This is a genomic window from Alkalimonas sp. NCh-2, from assembly GCF_039631345.1.
In the GTDB taxonomy this organism is placed as follows: Bacteria; Pseudomonadota; Gammaproteobacteria; order Enterobacterales; family Alteromonadaceae; genus Alkalimonas; species Alkalimonas mucilaginosa.
Window position 1 is genome coordinate 26,071 of record NZ_JBDIUV010000002.1, and the last position, 18,868, is coordinate 44,938.

Genomic DNA, 18,868 nt, shown 5'->3' on the forward strand with positions numbered 1-18,868 from the left:
GGTAGTGCTGCGCCTGCACCTGTTCCGATTGAACCAGCTGCAGGCCGCCACTGTATAAAGGGTTTGACTGCCCTCTGTTTTGGAAAAGCTATGTTATCTGAAGAAGCCATTCGCGTTCGCAGCGCACTTGAGAAAAAAGGTCTGGAAACTCCGATGTTGGAGACAGGCCTAAGTCGTGATCAGAAGTACCAGAAAATTTCAGCACTAATGACTGAGGTAGTGCAAACCCTTGGGCTGGACTTGGCCGACGACAGCCTGGCCGAAACGCCGCACCGTATCGCCAAAATGTATGTCGATGAAATTTTCTCCGGGCTGGATTACCGTCATTTTCCCAAAGTCACTCAGATTGACAACAAAATGAAGGTCAAAGAGATGATTAAGGTACGGGATATCAGTGTCTCCAGTACCTGTGAGCATCACTTCATTACCATAGATGGCACCGCCACAGTGGCTTATATCCCAGACAACAAAGTGATTGGTCTGTCAAAAATTAATCGGATTGTCCGCTTTTTTGCCCAGCGCCCTCAGGTGCAGGAGCGTTTAACCGAGCAGGTGCTGGTAGCGCTGCAAACCTTGCTGGAAACCGACAATGTGGCGGTTAGCATTGAAGCGGTGCATTACTGCGTCAAAGCCCGAGGGGTGATGGACACCAACTCCAAAACCCAAACCACAGCCCTTGGCGGCTCATTCCGCGAAGATGCCCGTACCCGCTCCGAGTTTTTTTCACGGTTAAGCTAATTCATCGCTGTTCCAGTTTAAAGCCGGCATGTTATGTCGGCTTTTTTGCTTTTTAGGGCAGGCTTATCTGTCAGATAGATGCTTGATGATAAATTGGCTTGCCTCTGCCGCCGACATCGGGCGGCCATAGTGATATCCCTGAATTTCATCACAACCCAGTTGTTGCAGCCAACCTTGGTGCTCGGCTGTTTCCACCCCTTCGGCAATGGTTTTTAACCCCAGGCTTTGCGCCATGCGAATAATGGCGGTAACGATGGCTCTGTCTTCATGGTTCTCTAACAGTTCACGCACAAAAGACTGATCGATTTTCAGCTTGTTTAACTGAAAACGCTTTAAATAACTGAGTGAGGAGTAACCAGTGCCAAAATCATCAATGGCAATGCTGATGCCTTTGTGCCGGATTGCATCCACCGTTTTGATGGCTTGTTCGGCATCCTCTACCATGGCACTTTCAGTAATTTCCAGCTCAATGCAATGGGGCGGAAGCTTGGCCAGTTCCAGTTGAGCACTGATGATAGTCAGTAGCTCCGGTTGACGAAATTGTACCGGTGATAAATTGATGGCCATTACCAGCCCGGAATAACCTTGTTGGTACCAGCGCTTTTGCTGCTGGATGGCATGCTGCAATACCCACTCCCCCAATTGGATCATCAAACCGCTGTGCTCTGCCACCGGAATGAACTCTGCCGGTGAGATAAAACCCAGTTCCGGATGTTGCCAGCGCAGCAGGGCTTCAAAGCCACTCAGTTTCTTGTGATGCAGGCAGAACTGAGGTTGATAGACCAACTGCAACTGGTTGTGTTCAATCGCATGCCTTAGTGCGTTTTCCAGTTGCAATTGCCGGTTGAATTGACTTTGCATGCCTGCGGTAAAAAAGCAGTATTTATTGCGGCCATCTTCTTTGGCTTTAAACATAGCGATATCAGCATGCTTGTTTAGCTCAAAGAAGTTGTCGCCATCATTAGGGTAAATAGCGATGCCGATCGAAGCTGAGATACTCAGCGGCTCTTTGGCAAACTGATAGGGTGATTGCATGCTCTCAAGGATGCGTTTCGCTAATCTGCCGGCAGCCTCCTGATTGGTATCCGGCAGTAATAAAATAAACTCATCGCTGCTTAGGCGGCTCAGGGTATCCTGACTTCGTGTCATGGCCTGCAGTCGCTTTGCTGCTTGCACCAGAACTTCGTCGCCAACTTCATGACCAAGCGCATCATTGATCTTCTTAAAACGATCCAAATCAATAAACAGCATGGCAATTTGCTGGCCAATGCGCTTGGCTCGTTGTATCGCTTGCTCGGTGCGGTCAATCAGCAAAGTGCGATTTGGTAACTGAGTCAGGGAGTCGAAATGTGCAAGTAAGTTGAGCTTTTCCTGATCTTGCTTGTAATTACTAATATCGCTAAACAGCGCCACATAATGACTGAGTTGCCCTTTGGCATCTTTGATTTGTGAAATGCTTAACCACTCCGGGTAAAGCTCGCCATTTTTGCGACGATTCCAAATCTCGCCCTGCCAATTACCATGGCGCTGAATGGCTTGCTGCATTGCCTGGTAAAAATCCTTGTTGTGCTTACCAGAGGAGAGCAGTTTGGGTGTTTGGCCCACTGCTTCGGCGCTGCTGTAGCCACTGATGGTGGTAAAAGCTTTGTTTATTAATACAATGGTGTGGTTTGGATCCGTCACCAGCATGCCTTCAGAGCTTTGCTCAAACAACTGCTCCAGCAGCCGCAGCTTCATCTCGGTTTGTTTTTGCGCGCTGATATCAATATGGGTACCCACGGTAATTGCTGTCGGATTGCCATCGTGATCAAGCAAGGTTCGCCCACGTGACAAAATCCAGACCCAGTGCCCGTCTTGATGGCGCATACGGAATTGATTCTCGTACATGCCATTGGCTTGCTGCAGATAATGAATAAAAGCCTGGCTGGCAGGCGTAACATCATCTGGGTGCAGTAAATCCAGCCAGGTCGCTGTCAGGTTCTCCTGTCCCGATTGATCATAATGCTGTCGTTTCCGGCCGAGCATACTGAAGTATTCCTGGCTGCATTTTAAGAAGTGACGGTTATGGTCGTACTCCCAGCCCCCGGTATTGGATGCCTGAATAAAAGAGCGATAGCGCTGCAAGGTTTGTTGTAGCTCACTGGTTTTCTCTGCAACCTGCTGGCTTAGCAACAGGTGCTGACGTCTGAGTTGCAAATAAAGTAGGGTGAAGCCATACAGCAGCAGACTCGACAGCAAACCAAATAACAATTCAAGCCAAAAAGGAAGCCGCTCCTGCCAACTGGGCTGATAGGAAATCGCCAGTTGCCAGGAGGTATCAGGCATGGCAATGGAGAATTGTTGCTGAGGGGTGGTTAGGTTCTGATGTTGTCGAATAGTCTTTTGTGGCTGCTCTGTACCATTACGCCATAATCGATAATGGATCCTGCGGTCTGCAAAGTAATCCTGATGCAAGCTGTCCAGTATTGGATCAAGTAACAGAGTGACATTGATAAAGCCCCAAAAAGCATCCTTGCCGCCATCAAAGAGCGGCAAGCGAGCTACCACGCCATGCCCGCCTTGCAGCAAAGCAAAGGGGCCGTTCACTTGAAGTTTTCCTGCGGCTTTGGCCTGTACTGCTTCCCGGCTTTGTTCTGGGTGTGCAAACATATCAAAACCAAGCAAAGCTTCATTTGTCTCCGGCGGATATACCTGCCGAATAATACCATCGGGTGCCAATGAGATGGCTAGGATATCCGGGTAATAATTTAGCAATTGGCTGGCGTAGACGGTAAAGTCAACCTGGTTGGATTGGTTGATACCTGCGGCAATGGCGTAAGCCGCGGTGATATTGCGTTCAAAACGCAGCTGTAATTGATTGATAAACGACTGAGCCATCTGAGCACTGGTTAGTTGCTGCCGGCTGGTGCGTTGAGCATCCAGGTACCAGACAAAGGCAGCATTGAGCAACAAAGTTACAACTAAAATGGCAAGAGCAGCTGGGTGGTACTTCAACTGGGATAAGGTGCGCAATGTATTCATGAGTCTTTGGTTAGTCAGTAAGCCGCTGTTGCATCGTGCTTAATGGGAGGCTAGGGCGATCATTATTTTGTATTGTAGACCAATCAAACATTTAATGCTGTAAAAGCCGATCCGGTTGCAAAGCCGCCGCGTATCACTCAGACTTTATGTTCGCTAATGGTATGGAGTTTTCCGATGAAAGCATCATTTGGGGTAGCAGTTGCTGCCATTGTTTTTAGTGGTCAACTGCTGGCTAGCCAATGTGGGGCTGTGTTAGGTCATTCGATGCAGCAACTGAATACCCGAGAAACCGTGGATCTGTGTTCGGAATTCAAAGGTAAAACATTGCTGGTAGTGAATACTGCCAGTCGTTGTGGTTTCACTCCGCAGTTTGATGCTTTGCAGCAGCTGTATCAAAACTATCGCGAGCAGGGCTTGGTGGTTTTGGGCTTTCCTTCCAACGACTTTCGGCAGGAACACAGCGATGAAGCCAGAACTGCGGAGGTTTGTTATTTAGATTACGGGGTTGAATTTCCGATGTTTTCAACCACTCCTGTGCGAGGACGCAACGCCAACCCTGTGTTTCGTGCTTTGATTGATAAAAGCGGGGAGCAACCGTCCTGGAACTTCAACAAGTATTTGGTGAGTGCCGATGAGCAAACGGTGTTGCACTTTGGCAGCCGGGTTAGCCCCACGGATCCAGCTTTTGTTGCCGAACTGGAAAAGCTATTGGCTTCGGGGGGCTAAGTCTAATCACTCCTGGTTGAGTGTAAACCCCTGATCAACCGCGGTAGCGCCGTGCGTTGCCGCTTCACGTGCGAGTTGGTCGCAGCGTTCATTTTCAGGGTGGCCAGAGTGGCCTTTCACCCAGTGCCAGTTGATATGATGACGTTGACTGGCGGCATCCAGCCGCTGCCATAAATCCTGGTTTTTCACCGGTTTTTTCTGGCTGGTACGCCAGTTGTTGCGTTTCCAGCCTGCCAGCCACTGGGTGATACCCAGCCGTACGTACTGGCTATCGGTGTACAAGTCTACCTGGCAGTCTTTTTTTAATGTCTCCAGCGCGATAATAGCCGCCAGAAGCTCCATTCGATTGTTGGTGGTTTGCACAAAGCCGCCGCTTAACTCTTTCTGATGTTGTTGGTAGCGCAACACTATACCGTAGCCGCCAGGCCCAGGGTTGCCAAGGCAAGAGCCATCTGTAAAGATGGTAACGTTTTTTTGCATACAGATGTCCTACGAAATAAGTTGGCTGAGCAGGCAAGTAGCGCAGAGCAGTGGCTTCCTTGTTATAATTTACCGTAAAAGCGATGGCAGCGGAACCAAAGATGGCAAAACGTCAGATAGTACTTGATACAGAAACAACCGGCATCAACCCGAAAGAAGGGCACCGAATCATTGAGATTGGCTGTGTCGAGCTGATTAACCGGCGTTTTACCGGCAACAATTACCATGTATATATTAACCCTGAGCGTGAGATTGAAGCCGAAGCCATCGCAGTACACGGTATCACCAATGAACGCTTGATGCATGAACCGAAGTTTCGCGACATTGCACAGGATTTCTACCAGTACATTCAGGGGGCTGAGTTGGTTATTCACAATGCAGCCTTCGATGTTGGTTTTATTGACCATGAATTCAGCATGTTACGGCCAAGCTTGCCTGCAGTTGCTGGTTACTGCGCTATTTTGGATACGTTGAAGCTGGCGCGGGATTTACACCCTGGCCAGAAAAATAATCTGGATGCACTTTGTCGGCGTTACGATATCAACAACAGTCACCGTACCTTGCACGGCGCTTTGTTGGATGCGGAAATTCTGGCCGATGTCTATTTGCGGATGACGGGCGGTCAGGTCAGCCTTAACTTATCCGCCGATCGGCAGCAGGATCAATCGACAAATCTTAATCAACCTGTTCAGATCCGCCGTAATGGTGCACTGAAAGTCATTCCTGCCAGCGCCGAGGAGCTGCAGGCACATCAGGAGCGTCTACAAGTGATTGCTAAAAAATCAGGAGCCTTGTTATGGCCAGAGGCATGATCTGTGCAGTGCTATTCACGCTTTTTATGGTATCGCTAAATGCAGAGCCAGAGCCTGATATTGAGCAATTGGAGCTGATGGAGCTGACATTGCCACAAGTGGTAGCAGAGGCTCTCCCTGATGTTGGTTTTGAAATGCTGCAGCAATTACCAACCCGCAATCAAATCGCCATGTTTGATAATCGTTTTCGCATTGACAATGATGTCGACGAAATTACCTTATTGATGTTCCGTCGACCAGGATCGCCTGCGGTTATTCTGGTGCGTCCTGATGGCAGTAAGATCAATCTGCACAATGCAGAAGCACAGAATGTAGAGTGGCATGCCAGCCGTAACTACGACTTGATCCATATCCCAAAGCCAATGGCCGGTCCCTGGCAAGCATTGGGGCGCATTTTGCCGGAAAGTCGCATTATGGTGTTAAGTGATATTATTCTGGATGTCGATCCCTTGCCCGAGCATCTGATGAGTGGTGAAACCCTCAAGGTGACGGCTCGGTTACAAAATGCCGGAGAACCGATTAATGCCAGGGATTTTCGGGAGATTCTGACACTGGAAGTGATTTTTATTAGCACCAATAATCCGGATTACGATAATTTTGGCCGGGGTATTATCCAGGTTGCCCAATTTAGGGATGATGGGCGAGGTCTGGATGAGCGTGCCCGTGATGGTGTTTTTACCGGTGAATTCCAGCTGAATTTTGCGGCTGGTGAATGGGTTCCTAAGTATCTGGTGAAAACACCGCTGTACACCCGGGAAGTGGAACAAGCGGCAGTGTTAATTCATCCAATACCGGTGAAGCCTGAATTGATAAAAGCAGAGCATACCGAAGATTCTCATCAATTGAACTTTGTGGTAGTGGATCCTGAAGTCAAAGCTCGTTCGTTGATTTTGCAAGGTCGGATACGTTATCCCGATGGGGATACCGAAACCTTTAGTTTGCAACGGCCTGAACAGGGTGGGCACCGCCTGCAGCTAGAACATCGTGGCTATGGTAGTTATATGGTTGAAGCCGAGGCCTTTGGCGAGCTGGCAAATGGTCGTGAATTTATGCTGGCATTACCGAATGTCGATTTCTCTGTCAATCTGGAGACCTTTTTAGCACCAGAGTTGGAGCGTTTACCTGAGGAGATATTGGCCGAAGAAGCTGCCAGATTGCAACAGCAGCAGCAACAGACATTCCCGTGGGGTTGGGTTATCACCGTGAATGTTTTGATTTTGGCGGTTGGGGGAGTATTTATCTTTTTTATGCTGACCGGAAAATCCTGGCGTGATTTGATGCCGTCGAAATTAAAGAAAACGACTGCGGCCTCAAAGAATAAAGAAAACACCCAAGGCAGCGAAGGGAAAAGTGAGGGCCCAGCGGCAAAAAAAGCCGATTTGGATGATATTCTCGACTTATCGCTACCGGATGATTAAGCTTTGCGCAATTGCGGCCAAAAAGGAGTTGACGCAGAAAACCCGAACCCTTATCATTCCCGCCGCACTGCAACATCCCTGACATGATGTGAAGTGCACCTTGGTTTGGAGCGGTAGTTCAGTTGGTTAGAATACCGGCCTGTCACGCCGGGGGTCGCGGGTTCGAGCCCCGTCCGCTCCGCCAAACCTTTTTGCAGCATCCGATAGCGGAGCGGTAGTTCAGTTGGTTAGAATACCGGCCTGTCACGCCGGGGGTCGCGGGTTCGAGCCCCGTCCGCTCCGCCACTATCGGACCGTTGCAAAACATTAGTTGGTGTATACCGCTGCGGAGCGGTAGTTCAGTTGGTTAGAATACCGGCCTGTCACGCCGGGGGTCGCGGGTTCGAGCCCCGTCCGCTCCGCCATTTATTTGTACATCACACTAGTTGGCTTTGATGCCAGATCGCTTTTCGCGGAGCGGTAGTTCAGTTGGTTAGAATACCGGCCTGTCACGCCGGGGGTCGCGGGTTCGAGCCCCGTCCGCTCCGCCACTTCTTTATACCCCTTTAATTTCCAGCTTATGGCCAAATCGCTTTCGCTTTCGCTTTTCGCGGAGCGGTAGTTCATTTGGTTAGCTTTTTGCTACGAACTTAGCGGCCTGTCACGCCGGGGTCGCGGGTTCGAGCCCCGTCCGCTCCGCCACTTCTTTACACCCCTTTAATTTCCAGCTTATGGCCAAATCGCTTTCGCTTTTCGCGGAGCGGTAGTTCAGTTGGTTAGCTTTTTGCTACGAACTTAGCGGCCTGTCACGCCGGGGGGCGCGGGTTCGAGTCCCGTCCGCTCCGCCACTTCTGTTACACCCTTTAATTTTGACTTTAAATCGCTTTGAGTAAGCTAGTGAAGGGGAGACAGGTACCAAGATTGATGGTACCGGTTATAATCAATTAATCCTGTTCTTTTGCCGACAGTTGCCGGGCTTTTCGTTCTTGCATTTCTTCGAATACGGCATTGATCTCATCCAGCACGCCAGCCACATCTGCTGCTTGCTCAACTTCATCAAACACTCCGGTTAGCTCGGTATCGGGGTTCAGATTGCCGGCTTCAAACAAAGCCCAGATTTCTTTAGCATACTGGGTGTTTGCAAGTTCAGGCGCAAACTGCGCATAGTACTGAGTGATGTTGTTAACATCACGCGCTAGCATCCATTGGGCATTGTTATTGGCGGCGGCATCCACCACCTGGGGCAGATCGATAATGACCGGGCCTTCTGGCGCTTGCAGCACATTAAATTCAGACAAGTCACCATGCACCAAACCGACGGACAGCATCCGCAGGATGTCTTGCATCATGCCTTTATGATCACGCCGTGCTTGCTCGGCGCTTAGCTCAATATCATTTAAGCGCGGCGCGACATCACCGTCTTCATCCAGAATCAACTCCATCAGCAAAATACCATCAAAACAGCCGTAGGGGGTAGGTACGCGCACTCCTGCATCTGACAGCTTGTACAAAGCGTCTACCTCGGCATGTTGCCAGCTTTCTTCGGCTTGCTTGCGGCCAAACCCTGAGCCTTTTTCCATGGCCCGGGCCCGTCTGGAGCTTCGGACTTTACGGCCTTCCTGGTATTGCACCGCTTTTTTAAAACTGCGCTGGCTGGCTTCCTTATAGACTTTTGCACAGCGCAGCCTGTGACCGCAGCGAACTATGTACACTGCGGCTTCTTTACCGCTCATCAGCGGCCTTACTACTTCATCAACCAGACCTTCATCGATCAGGGGTTGAATGCGTTTTGGTGTTTTCATTCAGAACCTGAGGTAAGGGCAGTGACTGCTTCCACCGGTGCAAGTACAACTTCGGGCTGTACATCGGCACCATAACCGAAGACCACCGCCAGCATTAGTACTACAGTCGCTGCAGCCATTAACTTTAACAACAGTGGCATGCAGAACTTGAACCAGCGATCATAAGGCACCCCGGCAATACCAATAATGCCCATCAAAACCGCATTGGTGGGGACGATCATATTGGAAAAACCATCACCAAACTGATAGGCAAGCACTGCCACCTGGCGCGGTACGCCCACTAAATCGCTTAAAGGTGCCATCAGCGGCATGGTCACAAAGGCCTGGCCGCTGCCAGAGGGCACAAACAGGTTTAAAATGGTTTGAATCACCAACATACCAAAAGCAGAAATGGTAGCCGGCACATGCGACAGTGGAAGCGACAGCCCATGCACGATGCTATGCAGGATCTGGCCATCTTCTAAAATCAGCGCGATACCCCGGGCAATACCAATCAGTACGGCGGTGGTGGTTAAATCTTTGACCCCTTCAATAAAGCTATCGGAGGCTTCGTCAAAGCTTAGCCGGCCAATCAGGGTGGTCAGCAGACCCCAGCCGACAAAACAAGCACCCAGTTCATACAGATACCAGCCGTGCTGGGAAATACCATAAATCGCAATGCCAATAGTTACCAGGAAAGTTGCCAGGATCAGTTGATGCCGCTTGTTCAGGCTGGGGTAGTTCTTGTTGCTGATATCACCAACCGGGCAGGGCAAGTCGGCCACCATGGAAGCGTTTGGATCGGCAATGACCTTCTGAGCGTATCGCCAGACATGATGGAAGGCAATAATACAAAATGGCAGGATCAGCGCCAGGCGCAGCCACATACCGGAATAAGGTGGTACTTCGGCAATACCCTGAGCAATCAACACGGTAAAGGGGTTAAAAGCAGACACCCCATAGCCGACACCATAGCCTGCTACAGTCATACCGACCGCTGTCATGCTATCGAGCCGCATCGCTTTGCACAGTGCCACTAAAATCAGTACAAAGGGAATGTACTCACCGGCAGTGCCGATGGCGCCAGATGCCAGTGAGAAAAAGAAGATCACCATAAAAATCAATTTATGCGGTGCGTCACTGTGCTTTTCCAGCAAACGACCAATCAACGCATCGACAGTACCAGTTTTTCGGGCGATAGCCAGTACGCCACCAACGATGAATACAAAGAAAATAATATCCTGGGCAGCGGCAAAGGCGCGGGGTACTGCAGTCAGCAGTTGCCAGGGGGTAAGTAAGCCACGCTCTTCAGCCAGGGTATAAGTACCGGGGATGACTACCGTGCGGCCGGTATCGGTCAGGGCCGTTTCAAAAAAACCTTGCGGCACGATCCAGGTGGCAATCATTGCCACTATCATCATGCTAAACAGTAAGGTGAGGGTATGGGGTACCTTGAATGCTTTCTTCATGGAAAGACCTTTTTCGTTATGGTTGTGAATACAAACCCGCCAAGTCTACCTGATGCGCTAAAGGCAACCAAGGGCTTGTTGGCTTTTTGTTGTGCTTTGACAAGCTTGCACAGCAAGGCTGCTTTGGATAGGCTTAGCGCCTTGTAATATCAGCCGGATGCTGTTGTGCCTTTATTTGCTGTCACTATTTTCCTCAGTGCACTGTTGCTGTTTTTGATCCAGCCGTTGGCAGCGCGTTGGTTGTTGCCCTATTACGGTGGTGGCGCTGCGGTCTGGACTGCTTGCATGCTGTTCTTTCAGCTGATGCTGCTGGCCGGTTACAGCTATGCCCATTGGCTGACTGATACGCTCAGATTAAAGCAGCAACGGACTGTGCACGGCTGTCTGGTGCTGTTGGCCTTGCTTTGGTTATGGTGGGCTGGCAGTGCCGTCTCAACGCCTGAGCCATCTGCTTATCCATTGCTCAGTATTTTGAGCTGGCTACTGTTTTTATTTGGTCTGCCGTTGTTGGTGATAGCGGCAAGTGCTCCTTTAGTGCAGCGCTGGTTTGCCGATCGTTTTCCACTGCGCTCGCCTTACCGGCTGTACGCCTTATCCAATGTCGGCTCCTTAGGGGCTTTGCTCGGTTACCCTTTTATCGTTGAGCCCTGGCTGCCATTGTCGTTGCAGTTTTTCGGCTGGCAGTGGGGCTTTACTGGCCTGGCCTTGTTGCTATTGGTCTTACTTAGATGGCAGTTGCCGAAGGCCAGTACTACTTCTGAAGCTGTTGCTGCTGCCAGTAGCAGGCAGTGGGGTTATTGGCTCAGTTTATCGGCCGCAGGGGTGGTGTTATTGCTGGCTGTGACGCAGCAACTGACGCAAAACGTACCGCCAGTGCCATTTTTGTGGGTAGTACCGCTAGCGCTCTACCTGCTGAGCTTTATTCTGGTATTTAATCGCGAGCGCTGGTATCAGCGTGCACTTTGGTTGTATCTGTTTGGTATTGGCCTGGTGCTGGCGCTGGTGCTGATCCACTTTGGCCGTTTGTTTGATCTCTATTCGCAACTGGCTTTGTATCTGCTGATCCTGTTTAGCGGCTGTATGCTCTGTCATGGTGAGTTGGCGCGATTAAAGCCCGTTGCAAGTCAGCTCACCCGGTTTTATCTGGCGATGGCACTTGGCGGTGTGTTAGGCGGCTTATCGGTTAATCTGTTAGCCCCGGCTCTTTTAAACGATTTTCATGAATTCCCAGTCGTCTTGCTGGCTATCCTGCTGCTGGCAGTGCTGCCCTGGCAGCGTCAACTGGCGCTGTGGCGAAAAGTTGCCTGGCTGAGTGGCGCTGCAAGTTTTGTGCTGTTGGCGATGTGGTTGCACTTGCTGCTAAACCAGTTTACCGTGCATCAAGAGCGTAATTTTTACGGTAGCCTGGTGGTGCGGGATATCCCAGTGGCCGGTGAGTTACAGCGCATTCTGATTGATGGCACCACCAGTCATGGTGCTCAGTATCTGGCCGCGGATAAACGACAACAGGCGCTGAGCTACTACCGGCCTGGTACCGGCGTGGCGCTGGCGCTGCAGTATCGTCAACCGCAACTAAGTACATCGGATGGCACGAAAAACGCAGGCCGGCATTTTGGTATGGTTGGGTTGGGGGCTGGTACTCTGGCTGTCTATGGCAGGGCCGGGGATCGCATTCAGTTTTACGAGCTGAATCCGGCGGTTATCCGCATGGCGCAGCAGCACTTTAGTTATCTGGCCGATAGCGCTGCGACCGTTGAGGTGTTGCTGGGCGATGGCCGCTTGGTGCTGCAACAGCAACTGCAGCAACAGGGCAGCCAGCAGTTTGATGTGCTGGTGCTGGATGCCTTTAGCAGCGATGCTATCCCGCAGCATTTACTCACCCGCGAAGCCTTTGCACTCTATCTGCAGCATCTGCGCGCCGATGGCGTATTGGCAGTGCATATCTCGAATAACTACCTGGACTTGACTTCAGTGGTGCGCAATCACGCCCATCACTTTGGGCTGGACGCGCTGTTTTTTCACACCCCGGCCGATAGCCAAAACCCGGCGGCGACCGAATGGGTGTTGCTCACCAGGAATCAGGACTTTATCCGGCAAGAAGCTACTCAGCAGGCGGTAGGCAATTGGCCGACACAGCTAAACCCGGCTATTCAGTGGACGGATGATTTTAGCAATTTACTGCGTGTGTTGAAGTAGTTACTTTCTGGCACTCCGTCTGGCTAGGATTGGCTGTTCAGGTGCCCACCCAATTGGTCAGGCGAATGCCGGGTACCTGTTCGAACTGCTTGATGTTCCGGTTGCTCACGGTTGGGCATAAAATCATCTGAAACACCTTCATCGTCAAACCATGAGTCCCAGCGTTCATCAGCTGTATTGATGTTTGTCCAGTCCATACAGACCTCCGCTTGGGGTTGCGATGCTTTTGTCAGTTTAGAAATCAAGCAAGGGATATGTCAATGGTATATCCCTCGCTATAACTACACCTGCAAATAATCCAGTATGCCTTCGGCTGCTTTTCGGCCCTGGGCGATGGCGGTGACTACTAAGTCAGAGCCCAACACCATATCGCCGCCGGCGAAGATCTTGTGCTGATTGGTTTGCAGCGCATAGGTGCTTTGCTCACTGGCTTTGACCCGGCCTTTGCTATCGAGCTCAATGCCGTAGTCCTGCAACCAGGCTGGTGGGCTTGGCTGAAAACCAAAGGCAATGATGATGGCATCGGCTTCCAGCACCTGCTCAGAGCCGGCAATTGGCTCTGGGCTGCGGCGGCCATTGGCATCCGGCTCGCCCAGTTTGGTTTGCACCACCCGCACACCGCAGGCATTGCCAGCCGGATCGACCTCAATCCCCAGAGGTTGCAGATTAAACTGGAACTCAACGCCTTCCTCGCGGGCATTTTGCACTTCTTTGCGCGAGCCCGGCATATTGGCTTCATCACGCCGGTAGGCACAAATCACTTGGTGCGCGCCCTGACGGATGGAGGTACGCACGCAGTCCATGGCGGTATCGCCACCGCCTAGCACCACCACTTTCTTGCCTTCCATGCTGACAAACGGATGCTCGGTCTGCCAGCCCATTAACTGATTGGTGTTGCCAATCAAAAAGGGCAGGGCTTCCAGCACCCCTGGTGCTTCTTCGTTGGCAAGGCCGCCTTTCATCGGCGTGTAGGTGCCAAGCCCAAGAAAGACCGCATCGTACTCCTGCACCAGAGAGTCAAAGGCGACGTCGCTGCCAATGCTGGTGTTTAAGCGAAACTCAATGCCCATCTCGCTGAAGATCTGCCGGCGTAGCTGCATCACTTCTTTTTCCAGCTTAAAGGCCGGAATGCCGAAGGTGAGCAGACCACCAATTTCCGGATTACGGTCAAACACCACTGGCGTGACGCCATTTCGGATCAACACATCGGCACAGGCCAATCCGGCCGGACCGGCACCGACAATGGCGACCTTTTTATCGGTTTTGGTCACATCCGATAAATCCGGCCGCCAGCCCATTTCAAAGGCCTTATCGGTAATGTACTTTTCGATGCTACCAATGGTAACGGCACCAAAGCCTTCATTCAGAGTGCAGGCCCCTTCGCACAGCCGGTCTTGCGGGCAAACCCGGCCACAGACTTCCGGCAAGCTGTTGGTTTTGTGCGACAGCTCGGCCGCTTCAATAATTTTGCCGTCATGGGCCAGCTGCAGCCACTGCGGGATGTAGTTGTGCACCGGGCACTTCCATTCGCAGTAAGGGTTGCCGCAATCGAGGCAACGATCGGCCTGACCGGCTACCTGGGTATCGGTCATTGGCTGGTAAATCTCAACAAACTCTATAGTGCGCTCCTGCAAGGAGCGCTTGGGCGGATCGATCCGCTCGACATCAATAAACTGATAAACATTCTGCGCCATCACCGTCTCCTTACATCGCTTGCACACGCAGCTCGTCGGAAGAACGAGCCCGGTGACCTAGCAGGGTGTGTACATCGCTGGTTTTCGGTTTGACCAGACGGAATTTGGGTAAATAGGTTTTAAAGTCCGACAGGATCTGGTGCGCCAGTTCACTGCCAGTTTGTTCAACGTGTTGGTGTAGCAGGCTGCGCAGGTGTTCCTGCAAAATCGGCATGCTGATATCCAGGCATTCGACCAGCTCCGGATTGACCCGCAGCTCCAGATCATTTTGCTCATCCAGCAGGTAGGCAAAACCCCCGGTCATGCCAGCGCCAAAGTTGACACCGGTATCACCCAGCACCACCACCACACCGCCGGTCATGTATTCGCAGCAGTTATCGCCGGTACCTTCCACCACAGCGATAGCACCGGAGTTGCGCACGGCAAAGCGCTCACCGGCTTTGCCAGCGGCAAACAGCCGTCCGCCGGTGGCACCATACAAACAGGTGTTGCCGATAATGGTGGCACCTTCTTTGGCATAGCCCACGCCCTTGGGCGGGAACACCGAAATCTGGCCACCAGTCATGCCTTTACCGACATAATCGTTGGCATCGCCTTGCAAGGATAAATGCAGGCCGCCGGCATTCCAGACACCAAAGCTCTGGCCGGCAGTGCCGGTTAACCGGACCTGCACCGGCTCGACCGCCATGCCCTGATTGCCGTGCTGGCGGGCAATTAAGCCGGATAGCATAGCGCCAACCGAGCGATCGGTATTGCGAATGGGCAGCCGAACACTGCCGCCAGCCTTGCGCTTGACCGCATCGCCCAGTAGCTCCACCAGCTTTAAGTTCAGATCGCCGGCATCAAAAGGCGTATTGGGCTCAACGCAATAGAGTGGTTTTTCAGAGCGCACGCCAGAGGACTCTAGAATTTCGCTTAAATCCAACCGGCTTTGTTTCTGGGTTTGCGGTTCCACCAGCTCCAACAAGTCGGTGCGGCCGATTAAATCTTCCAGTTTCTCGACCCCAAGTTGTGCCAACAGCTCACGCACTTCGCGCGCCAGGAAGGTAAAGTAGTTCATCACCATTTCTGGTAAACCATTGAAATGGTTCTTGCGCAAGGTACTGTCTTGCGTCGCTACCCCGGTGGCGCAGTTGTTCAAATGGCAAATCCGCAGGAATTTGCAGCCAAGCGCTACCATGGGGCCGGTGCCAAAGCCAAAACTTTCAGCGCCTAGAATCGCAGCTTTGACCACATCGAGGCCGGTTTTCAGACCACCGTCGACCTGCAACCGTACTTTGTGGCGCAGGCCGTTATCGACCAGTGCCTGATGCACTTCAGCCAGACCCAATTCCCAGGGGCTGCCAGCGTATTTCACCGAGGTGAGTGGGCTGGCACCGGTGCCACCATCGTAGCCGGACACCGTAATCAAATCGGCATAGGCCTTGGCCACGCCGGTAGCAATGGTGCCGATGCCAGGCTCAGAGACCAGTTTTACTGAGACCAGAGCTTTGGGGTTGACCTGCTTTAAATCGAAAATTAATTGCGCCAAATCTTCAATCGAGTAGATATCGTGATGCGGCGGGGGTGAGATTAAGGTCACGCCAGGCACCGAATAACGCAGGTGGGCGATTTCGGCGGTGACTTTTTCGCCCGGCAACTGGCCGCCTTCACCAGGCTTGGCGCCCTGAGCGACTTTGATTTGCAGCACTTCGGCATTGACCAGGTAATGTGGCGTCACGCCAAAGCGGCCGGAGGCGATTTGCTTGATTTTGGAGTTTTTCTCGGTACCAAAACGGCGTGGATCTTCACCGCCTTCACCGGAATTCGAGCGGCCACCCAGCCGGTTCATCGCAATGGCCAGGGCTTCATGCGCTTCCGGGCTTAAGGCGCCAATCGACATGGCCGCACTGTCAAAGCGCGGGTACAGCTCGCTATCGGGCGCCACCTGCTCCAGCGGCAGTGGCTTATCCACCGGCTTAATCCGCAGCAGATCGCGGATATGAGCAATAGGCCGTTCATTTACCAGTTGGCTGTAGCGCTGGTAATCGCGGTACTCGCCACTACGCACTGCCTGTTGCAGGGTTTGCACCACATCCGGGTTGTAGGCATGGTACTCACCATCGTGCACGTATTTCAGCAGGCCGCCGTGATTCAGTGGTTTGCGCTTGAGCCAGGCGACATGCGCCAGTTGCTGTAAATCCTGCTGAATGTCGTCGAAATTGGCGCCGCCAATGCGGGAGTCGATGCCGGCAAAACACAGCTGCATAATGTCGTTGCCAAGGCCGATGATCTCAAACAAGTTGGAGCAGCGGTAACTGGCGATGGTCGAGATCCCCATCTTCGACATAATCTTGTACAGCCCTTTATTGATGCCTTTGCGGTAATTCAGTACTGCCTGACGGGCGCTTAAGTTCAGCACGCCTTTTTCCACCAGTTGCTCGACGGTTTCGTACGCCATAAAGGGGTAGACCCCAGTGGCGCCCAGACCTACCAGCACAGCAAAGTGGTGCGGATCGCGGGCAGTGGCGGTTTCAACAATGATGTTGGAGTCGCAGCGCAGCTGTGCTTTCACCAGCGCTTGCTGTACAGCACCGACAGCCATGGCGGCAGGAATGGGTAGCTTGCCCTGAGCAATGGCGCGATCGGATAACATCACCAGCACCACCTGCTCTTCACGCACTGCGGTCACTACGTCCTGGCACAGTCTTTCCAGCGCCTGTTGCAGGGTCTGCTGCTCTGGGTCAAAGTTCAGCGCGAACTGGCGGTGACGATAGAACTCGTCGTCAGCTGCTTTTAACTGCTTGAGATCCGAGTACATCATCACCGGCGACTCAAACTGAATGCGGCGGGCGTATCCTGCGGTTTCACTGAATACGTTGTGCTCACGACCAATGCTGGTGGCGAGCGACATCACGTGGTTTTCCCGCAGCGGATCAATGGGCGGGTTGGTGACCTGAGCAAACTGCTGACGGAAGTAATCAAACAGGGTGCGTGGCTTTTGCGACAACACCGCCATCGGCGTATCGTCACCCATCGAACCGACAGCCTCCTGACCGTCTTTGGCCAGTACCGTCATCACCTGATCGATTTCTTCGTAGCTGTAGTTAAACAGCTTGTGGTAGACCTGCATGGTGGCATCGTCAAACACCCGCTTGCCAATCAGATCCAGCTCATACTGTTCATAGGGGATTAAGCGCTGCACGTTTTCATTCAGCCAGGCCCGGTATGGATGGCGCTGCTTTAAATCTTCATCGATATCGCAGGAGCGCCAGACCTTGCCGGTGTAAGTATCGACCGCCAGCATTTCGCCCGGGCCAACCCGGCCTTTTTCCTGCACTTCATCCGGGCTGTAATCCCAGATCCCAACTTCGGAGGCCAGTGTCAGTACCTGATCTTTGGTAATGACAAAGCGGGCCGGGCGCAGACCATTGCGATCCAGGTTACAGGCGACATGGCGGCCATTGGTCATGACGATACCGGCCGGGCCATCCCAGGGCTCCATATGCATGGAGTTAAACTCGTAAAAGGCTTTTAAATCATCGTCCATCACCCGGTTACCTTGCCAGGCGGGTGGCACCAGCAAGCGCATGGCGCGGAATAAATCCATGCCGCCGGCTAAAAACAGCTCCAGCATATTATCCAGTGAGCTGGAGTCCGAGGTGTCTTCTTTGACAAAAGGAGCGGCTTGCTGCAGATCAGGCAGCAGCGGCGAGCCAAATTTGTACTGGCGGGCACGGGCCCACTGACGGTTACCTTTGATGGTGTTGATTTCGCCATTGTGCGCCAAAAAGCGAAACGGCTGCGCCAGTGGCCAGCGTGGCATGGTATTGGTGGAAAAGCGCTGATGGAACACGCAAATGGCGGTTTCAAGCCGGATATCGGCCAGATCCAGATAAAAACGTGGCAAGTCGGCTGGCATCATCAGGCCTTTAAAGACCGTCACCAGGCAGGAAAAACTGGGGATATAAAAATCGTTGTCATCGGCCAGCCGTTTTTCAATGCGCCGGCGCACCATATACAGGCGGCGCTCCAGATCGCGCTTGCGCCAGCCGGGCTGGGCATTGACAAAGACCTGCTCAATTTGTGGCATCGAGTCCAACGCAATAGGGCCTAGCACGGATGCATCAATCGGCATCTTACGCCAACCCACCAGGCTCAGGGTTTCATGGCCCACTTCTTCTTCAATCACTTTGCGGGCAAAAGCCGCTTTGTCCGGATCCTGGCTTAAAAACAACATGCCAACGCCGTATTTTTTGCCTAAGCTCCAGCCATTTTCTTCGGCAATAGCGCGAAAAAAACTGTCGGGTTTTTGCATCAAGAGGCCGCAACCATCGCCGGTTTTGCCATCGGCGGAAATCCCGCCGCGATGCTGCATGCGGTCCAAACCATTGATGGCAGTTCGCACCAGCTTATGACTGGCTACTCCCTCTAAGTGGGCGATCAGGCCAAAGCCGCAGTTTTCCCGGGCTTGTGCGTGTTGGTACAACGCCATAACACACCTCCAAACTTGTCCAAATGGATATAAATATAGATTTTATGAATTTTTATTCTATTTGTGTGCGCGGCGTTAAA

General features: G+C 52.2%; 12 protein-coding genes and 6 tRNA genes. 11 read left to right on the plus strand and 7 right to left on the minus strand.

Annotated features, from left to right (window positions below; translation table 11 throughout):
- Positions 1-90: 90 nt before the first annotated feature.
- Positions 91-738 carry a GTP cyclohydrolase I FolE gene (gene folE / locus ABC502_RS05410; RefSeq protein WP_330086032.1) on the plus strand — a complete coding sequence of 216 codons (648 nt, stop codon included), beginning with the start codon at positions 91-93 and terminating at the stop codon, positions 736-738.
- A gap of 63 nt (positions 739-801) precedes the next feature.
- On the opposite strand, the gene ABC502_RS05415 is transcribed toward folE, so the two are convergent.
- Positions 802-3,759, minus strand: a complete 2,958-nt coding sequence (locus ABC502_RS05415; protein WP_345915155.1) for an EAL domain-containing protein — start codon at positions 3,757-3,759, stop codon at positions 802-804.
- A 174-nt stretch (positions 3,760-3,933) separates the two neighbouring features.
- Between ABC502_RS05415 and ABC502_RS05420 the strand changes: the two genes are divergently transcribed.
- Positions 3,934-4,485, plus strand: a complete 552-nt coding sequence (locus tag ABC502_RS05420) for a glutathione peroxidase (protein WP_345915156.1) — start codon at positions 3,934-3,936, stop codon at positions 4,483-4,485.
- A gap of 6 nt (positions 4,486-4,491) precedes the next feature.
- Here ABC502_RS05420 and rnhA read toward each other — a convergent pair whose 3' ends face one another.
- The gene (gene rnhA, locus ABC502_RS05425) at positions 4,492-4,965 is read right to left on the minus strand and encodes a ribonuclease HI (protein WP_345915157.1); all 474 of its coding nucleotides are present in this window, start codon (positions 4,963-4,965) and stop codon (positions 4,492-4,494) included.
- A gap of 101 nt (positions 4,966-5,066) precedes the next feature.
- Here rnhA and dnaQ point away from each other — a divergent pair, with 101 nt between their 5' ends.
- From dnaQ to ABC502_RS05465, 8 genes are all read left to right on the plus strand, one after another.
- Positions 5,067-5,777, plus strand: coding sequence for a DNA polymerase III subunit epsilon (gene dnaQ / locus ABC502_RS05430; protein ID WP_345915158.1), 711 nt, complete (start codon positions 5,067-5,069; stop codon positions 5,775-5,777).
- A complete protein-coding gene (locus ABC502_RS05435; RefSeq protein WP_345915159.1) occupies positions 5,762-7,195 on the plus strand; it encodes a TIGR03503 family protein in 1,434 nt (477 codons plus the stop codon). The genes dnaQ and ABC502_RS05435 overlap by 16 nt, the downstream gene beginning before the upstream one ends.
- 107 nt (positions 7,196-7,302) lie before the next feature.
- Positions 7,303-7,379, plus strand: a tRNA-Asp gene (locus ABC502_RS05440).
- A 24-nt stretch (positions 7,380-7,403) separates the two neighbouring features.
- Positions 7,404-7,480: transfer RNA gene (locus tag ABC502_RS05445), tRNA-Asp, on the plus strand.
- A gap of 42 nt (positions 7,481-7,522) precedes the next feature.
- Positions 7,523-7,599, plus strand: a tRNA-Asp gene (locus ABC502_RS05450).
- Between the two features lie 49 nt (positions 7,600-7,648).
- A tRNA-Asp gene (locus ABC502_RS05455) sits at positions 7,649-7,725 on the plus strand.
- Between the two features lie 61 nt (positions 7,726-7,786).
- Positions 7,787-7,876, plus strand: a tRNA-Asp gene (locus ABC502_RS05460).
- Positions 7,877-7,931: 55 nt separating this feature from the next.
- A tRNA-Asp gene (locus ABC502_RS05465) sits at positions 7,932-8,022 on the plus strand.
- Between the two features lie 96 nt (positions 8,023-8,118).
- On the opposite strand, the gene ABC502_RS05470 is transcribed toward ABC502_RS05465, so the two are convergent.
- Both ABC502_RS05470 and ABC502_RS05475 read right to left on the minus strand, forming a co-directional pair.
- Positions 8,119-8,976 (minus strand): PA4780 family RIO1-like protein kinase, encoded by an 858-nt coding sequence (locus ABC502_RS05470; RefSeq protein WP_345915160.1) that lies wholly within the window; start codon positions 8,974-8,976, stop codon positions 8,119-8,121.
- Positions 8,973-10,424 (minus strand): TIGR00366 family protein, encoded by a 1,452-nt coding sequence (locus ABC502_RS05475; RefSeq protein WP_330086039.1) that lies wholly within the window; start codon positions 10,422-10,424, stop codon positions 8,973-8,975. The genes ABC502_RS05470 and ABC502_RS05475 overlap by 4 nt, the downstream gene beginning before the upstream one ends.
- 165 nt (positions 10,425-10,589) lie before the next feature.
- Here ABC502_RS05475 and ABC502_RS05480 point away from each other — a divergent pair, with 165 nt between their 5' ends.
- Complete coding sequence (locus ABC502_RS05480; RefSeq protein ID WP_345915161.1) at positions 10,590-12,620, plus strand: fused MFS/spermidine synthase; 2,031 nt, start codon at positions 10,590-10,592, stop codon at positions 12,618-12,620.
- 23 nt (positions 12,621-12,643) lie between these two features.
- Here ABC502_RS05480 and ABC502_RS05485 read toward each other — a convergent pair whose 3' ends face one another.
- From ABC502_RS05485 to gltB, 3 genes are all read right to left on the minus strand, one after another.
- Positions 12,644-12,817, minus strand: a complete 174-nt coding sequence (locus tag ABC502_RS05485) for a hypothetical protein (protein ID WP_345915162.1) — start codon at positions 12,815-12,817, stop codon at positions 12,644-12,646.
- Positions 12,818-12,901: 84 nt separating this feature from the next.
- The gene (locus ABC502_RS05490) at positions 12,902-14,314 is read right to left on the minus strand and encodes an FAD-dependent oxidoreductase (RefSeq protein ID WP_345915163.1); all 1,413 of its coding nucleotides are present in this window, start codon (positions 14,312-14,314) and stop codon (positions 12,902-12,904) included.
- 10 nt (positions 14,315-14,324) lie between these two features.
- Entirely contained in the window at positions 14,325-18,788 is a 4,464-nt protein-coding gene (gene gltB, locus ABC502_RS05495) for a glutamate synthase large subunit (protein WP_345915164.1), read from the minus strand.
- Between the last annotated feature and the right edge of the window lie 80 nt (positions 18,789-18,868).

Excerpts from the sequence above, each read along its gene's own strand:
- ABC502_RS05435 (WP_345915159.1), top strand. The coding sequence starts at position 5,762 with ATGGCCAGAGGCATGATCTGTGCAGTGCTATTCACGCTTTTTATGGTA.
- rnhA (WP_345915157.1), bottom strand. The coding sequence starts at position 4,965 with ATGCAAAAAAACGTTACCATCTTTACAGATGGCTCTTGCCTTGGCAAC.
- ABC502_RS05420 (WP_345915156.1), top strand. The coding sequence starts at position 3,934 with ATGAAAGCATCATTTGGGGTAGCAGTTGCTGCCATTGTTTTTAGTGGT.
- ABC502_RS05490 (WP_345915163.1), bottom strand. The coding sequence starts at position 14,314 with ATGGCGCAGAATGTTTATCAGTTTATTGATGTCGAGCGGATCGATCCG.
- dnaQ (WP_345915158.1), top strand. The coding sequence starts at position 5,067 with ATGGCAAAACGTCAGATAGTACTTGATACAGAAACAACCGGCATCAAC.
- ABC502_RS05475 (WP_330086039.1), bottom strand. The coding sequence starts at position 10,424 with ATGAAGAAAGCATTCAAGGTACCCCATACCCTCACCTTACTGTTTAGC.
- ABC502_RS05485 (WP_345915162.1), bottom strand. The coding sequence starts at position 12,817 with ATGGACTGGACAAACATCAATACAGCTGATGAACGCTGGGACTCATGG.
- gltB (WP_345915164.1), bottom strand. The coding sequence starts at position 18,788 with ATGGCGTTGTACCAACACGCACAAGCCCGGGAAAACTGCGGCTTTGGC.
- ABC502_RS05470 (WP_345915160.1), bottom strand. The coding sequence starts at position 8,976 with ATGAAAACACCAAAACGCATTCAACCCCTGATCGATGAAGGTCTGGTT.
- folE (WP_330086032.1), top strand. The coding sequence starts at position 91 with ATGTTATCTGAAGAAGCCATTCGCGTTCGCAGCGCACTTGAGAAAAAA.
- ABC502_RS05415 (WP_345915155.1), bottom strand. The coding sequence starts at position 3,759 with ATGAATACATTGCGCACCTTATCCCAGTTGAAGTACCACCCAGCTGCT.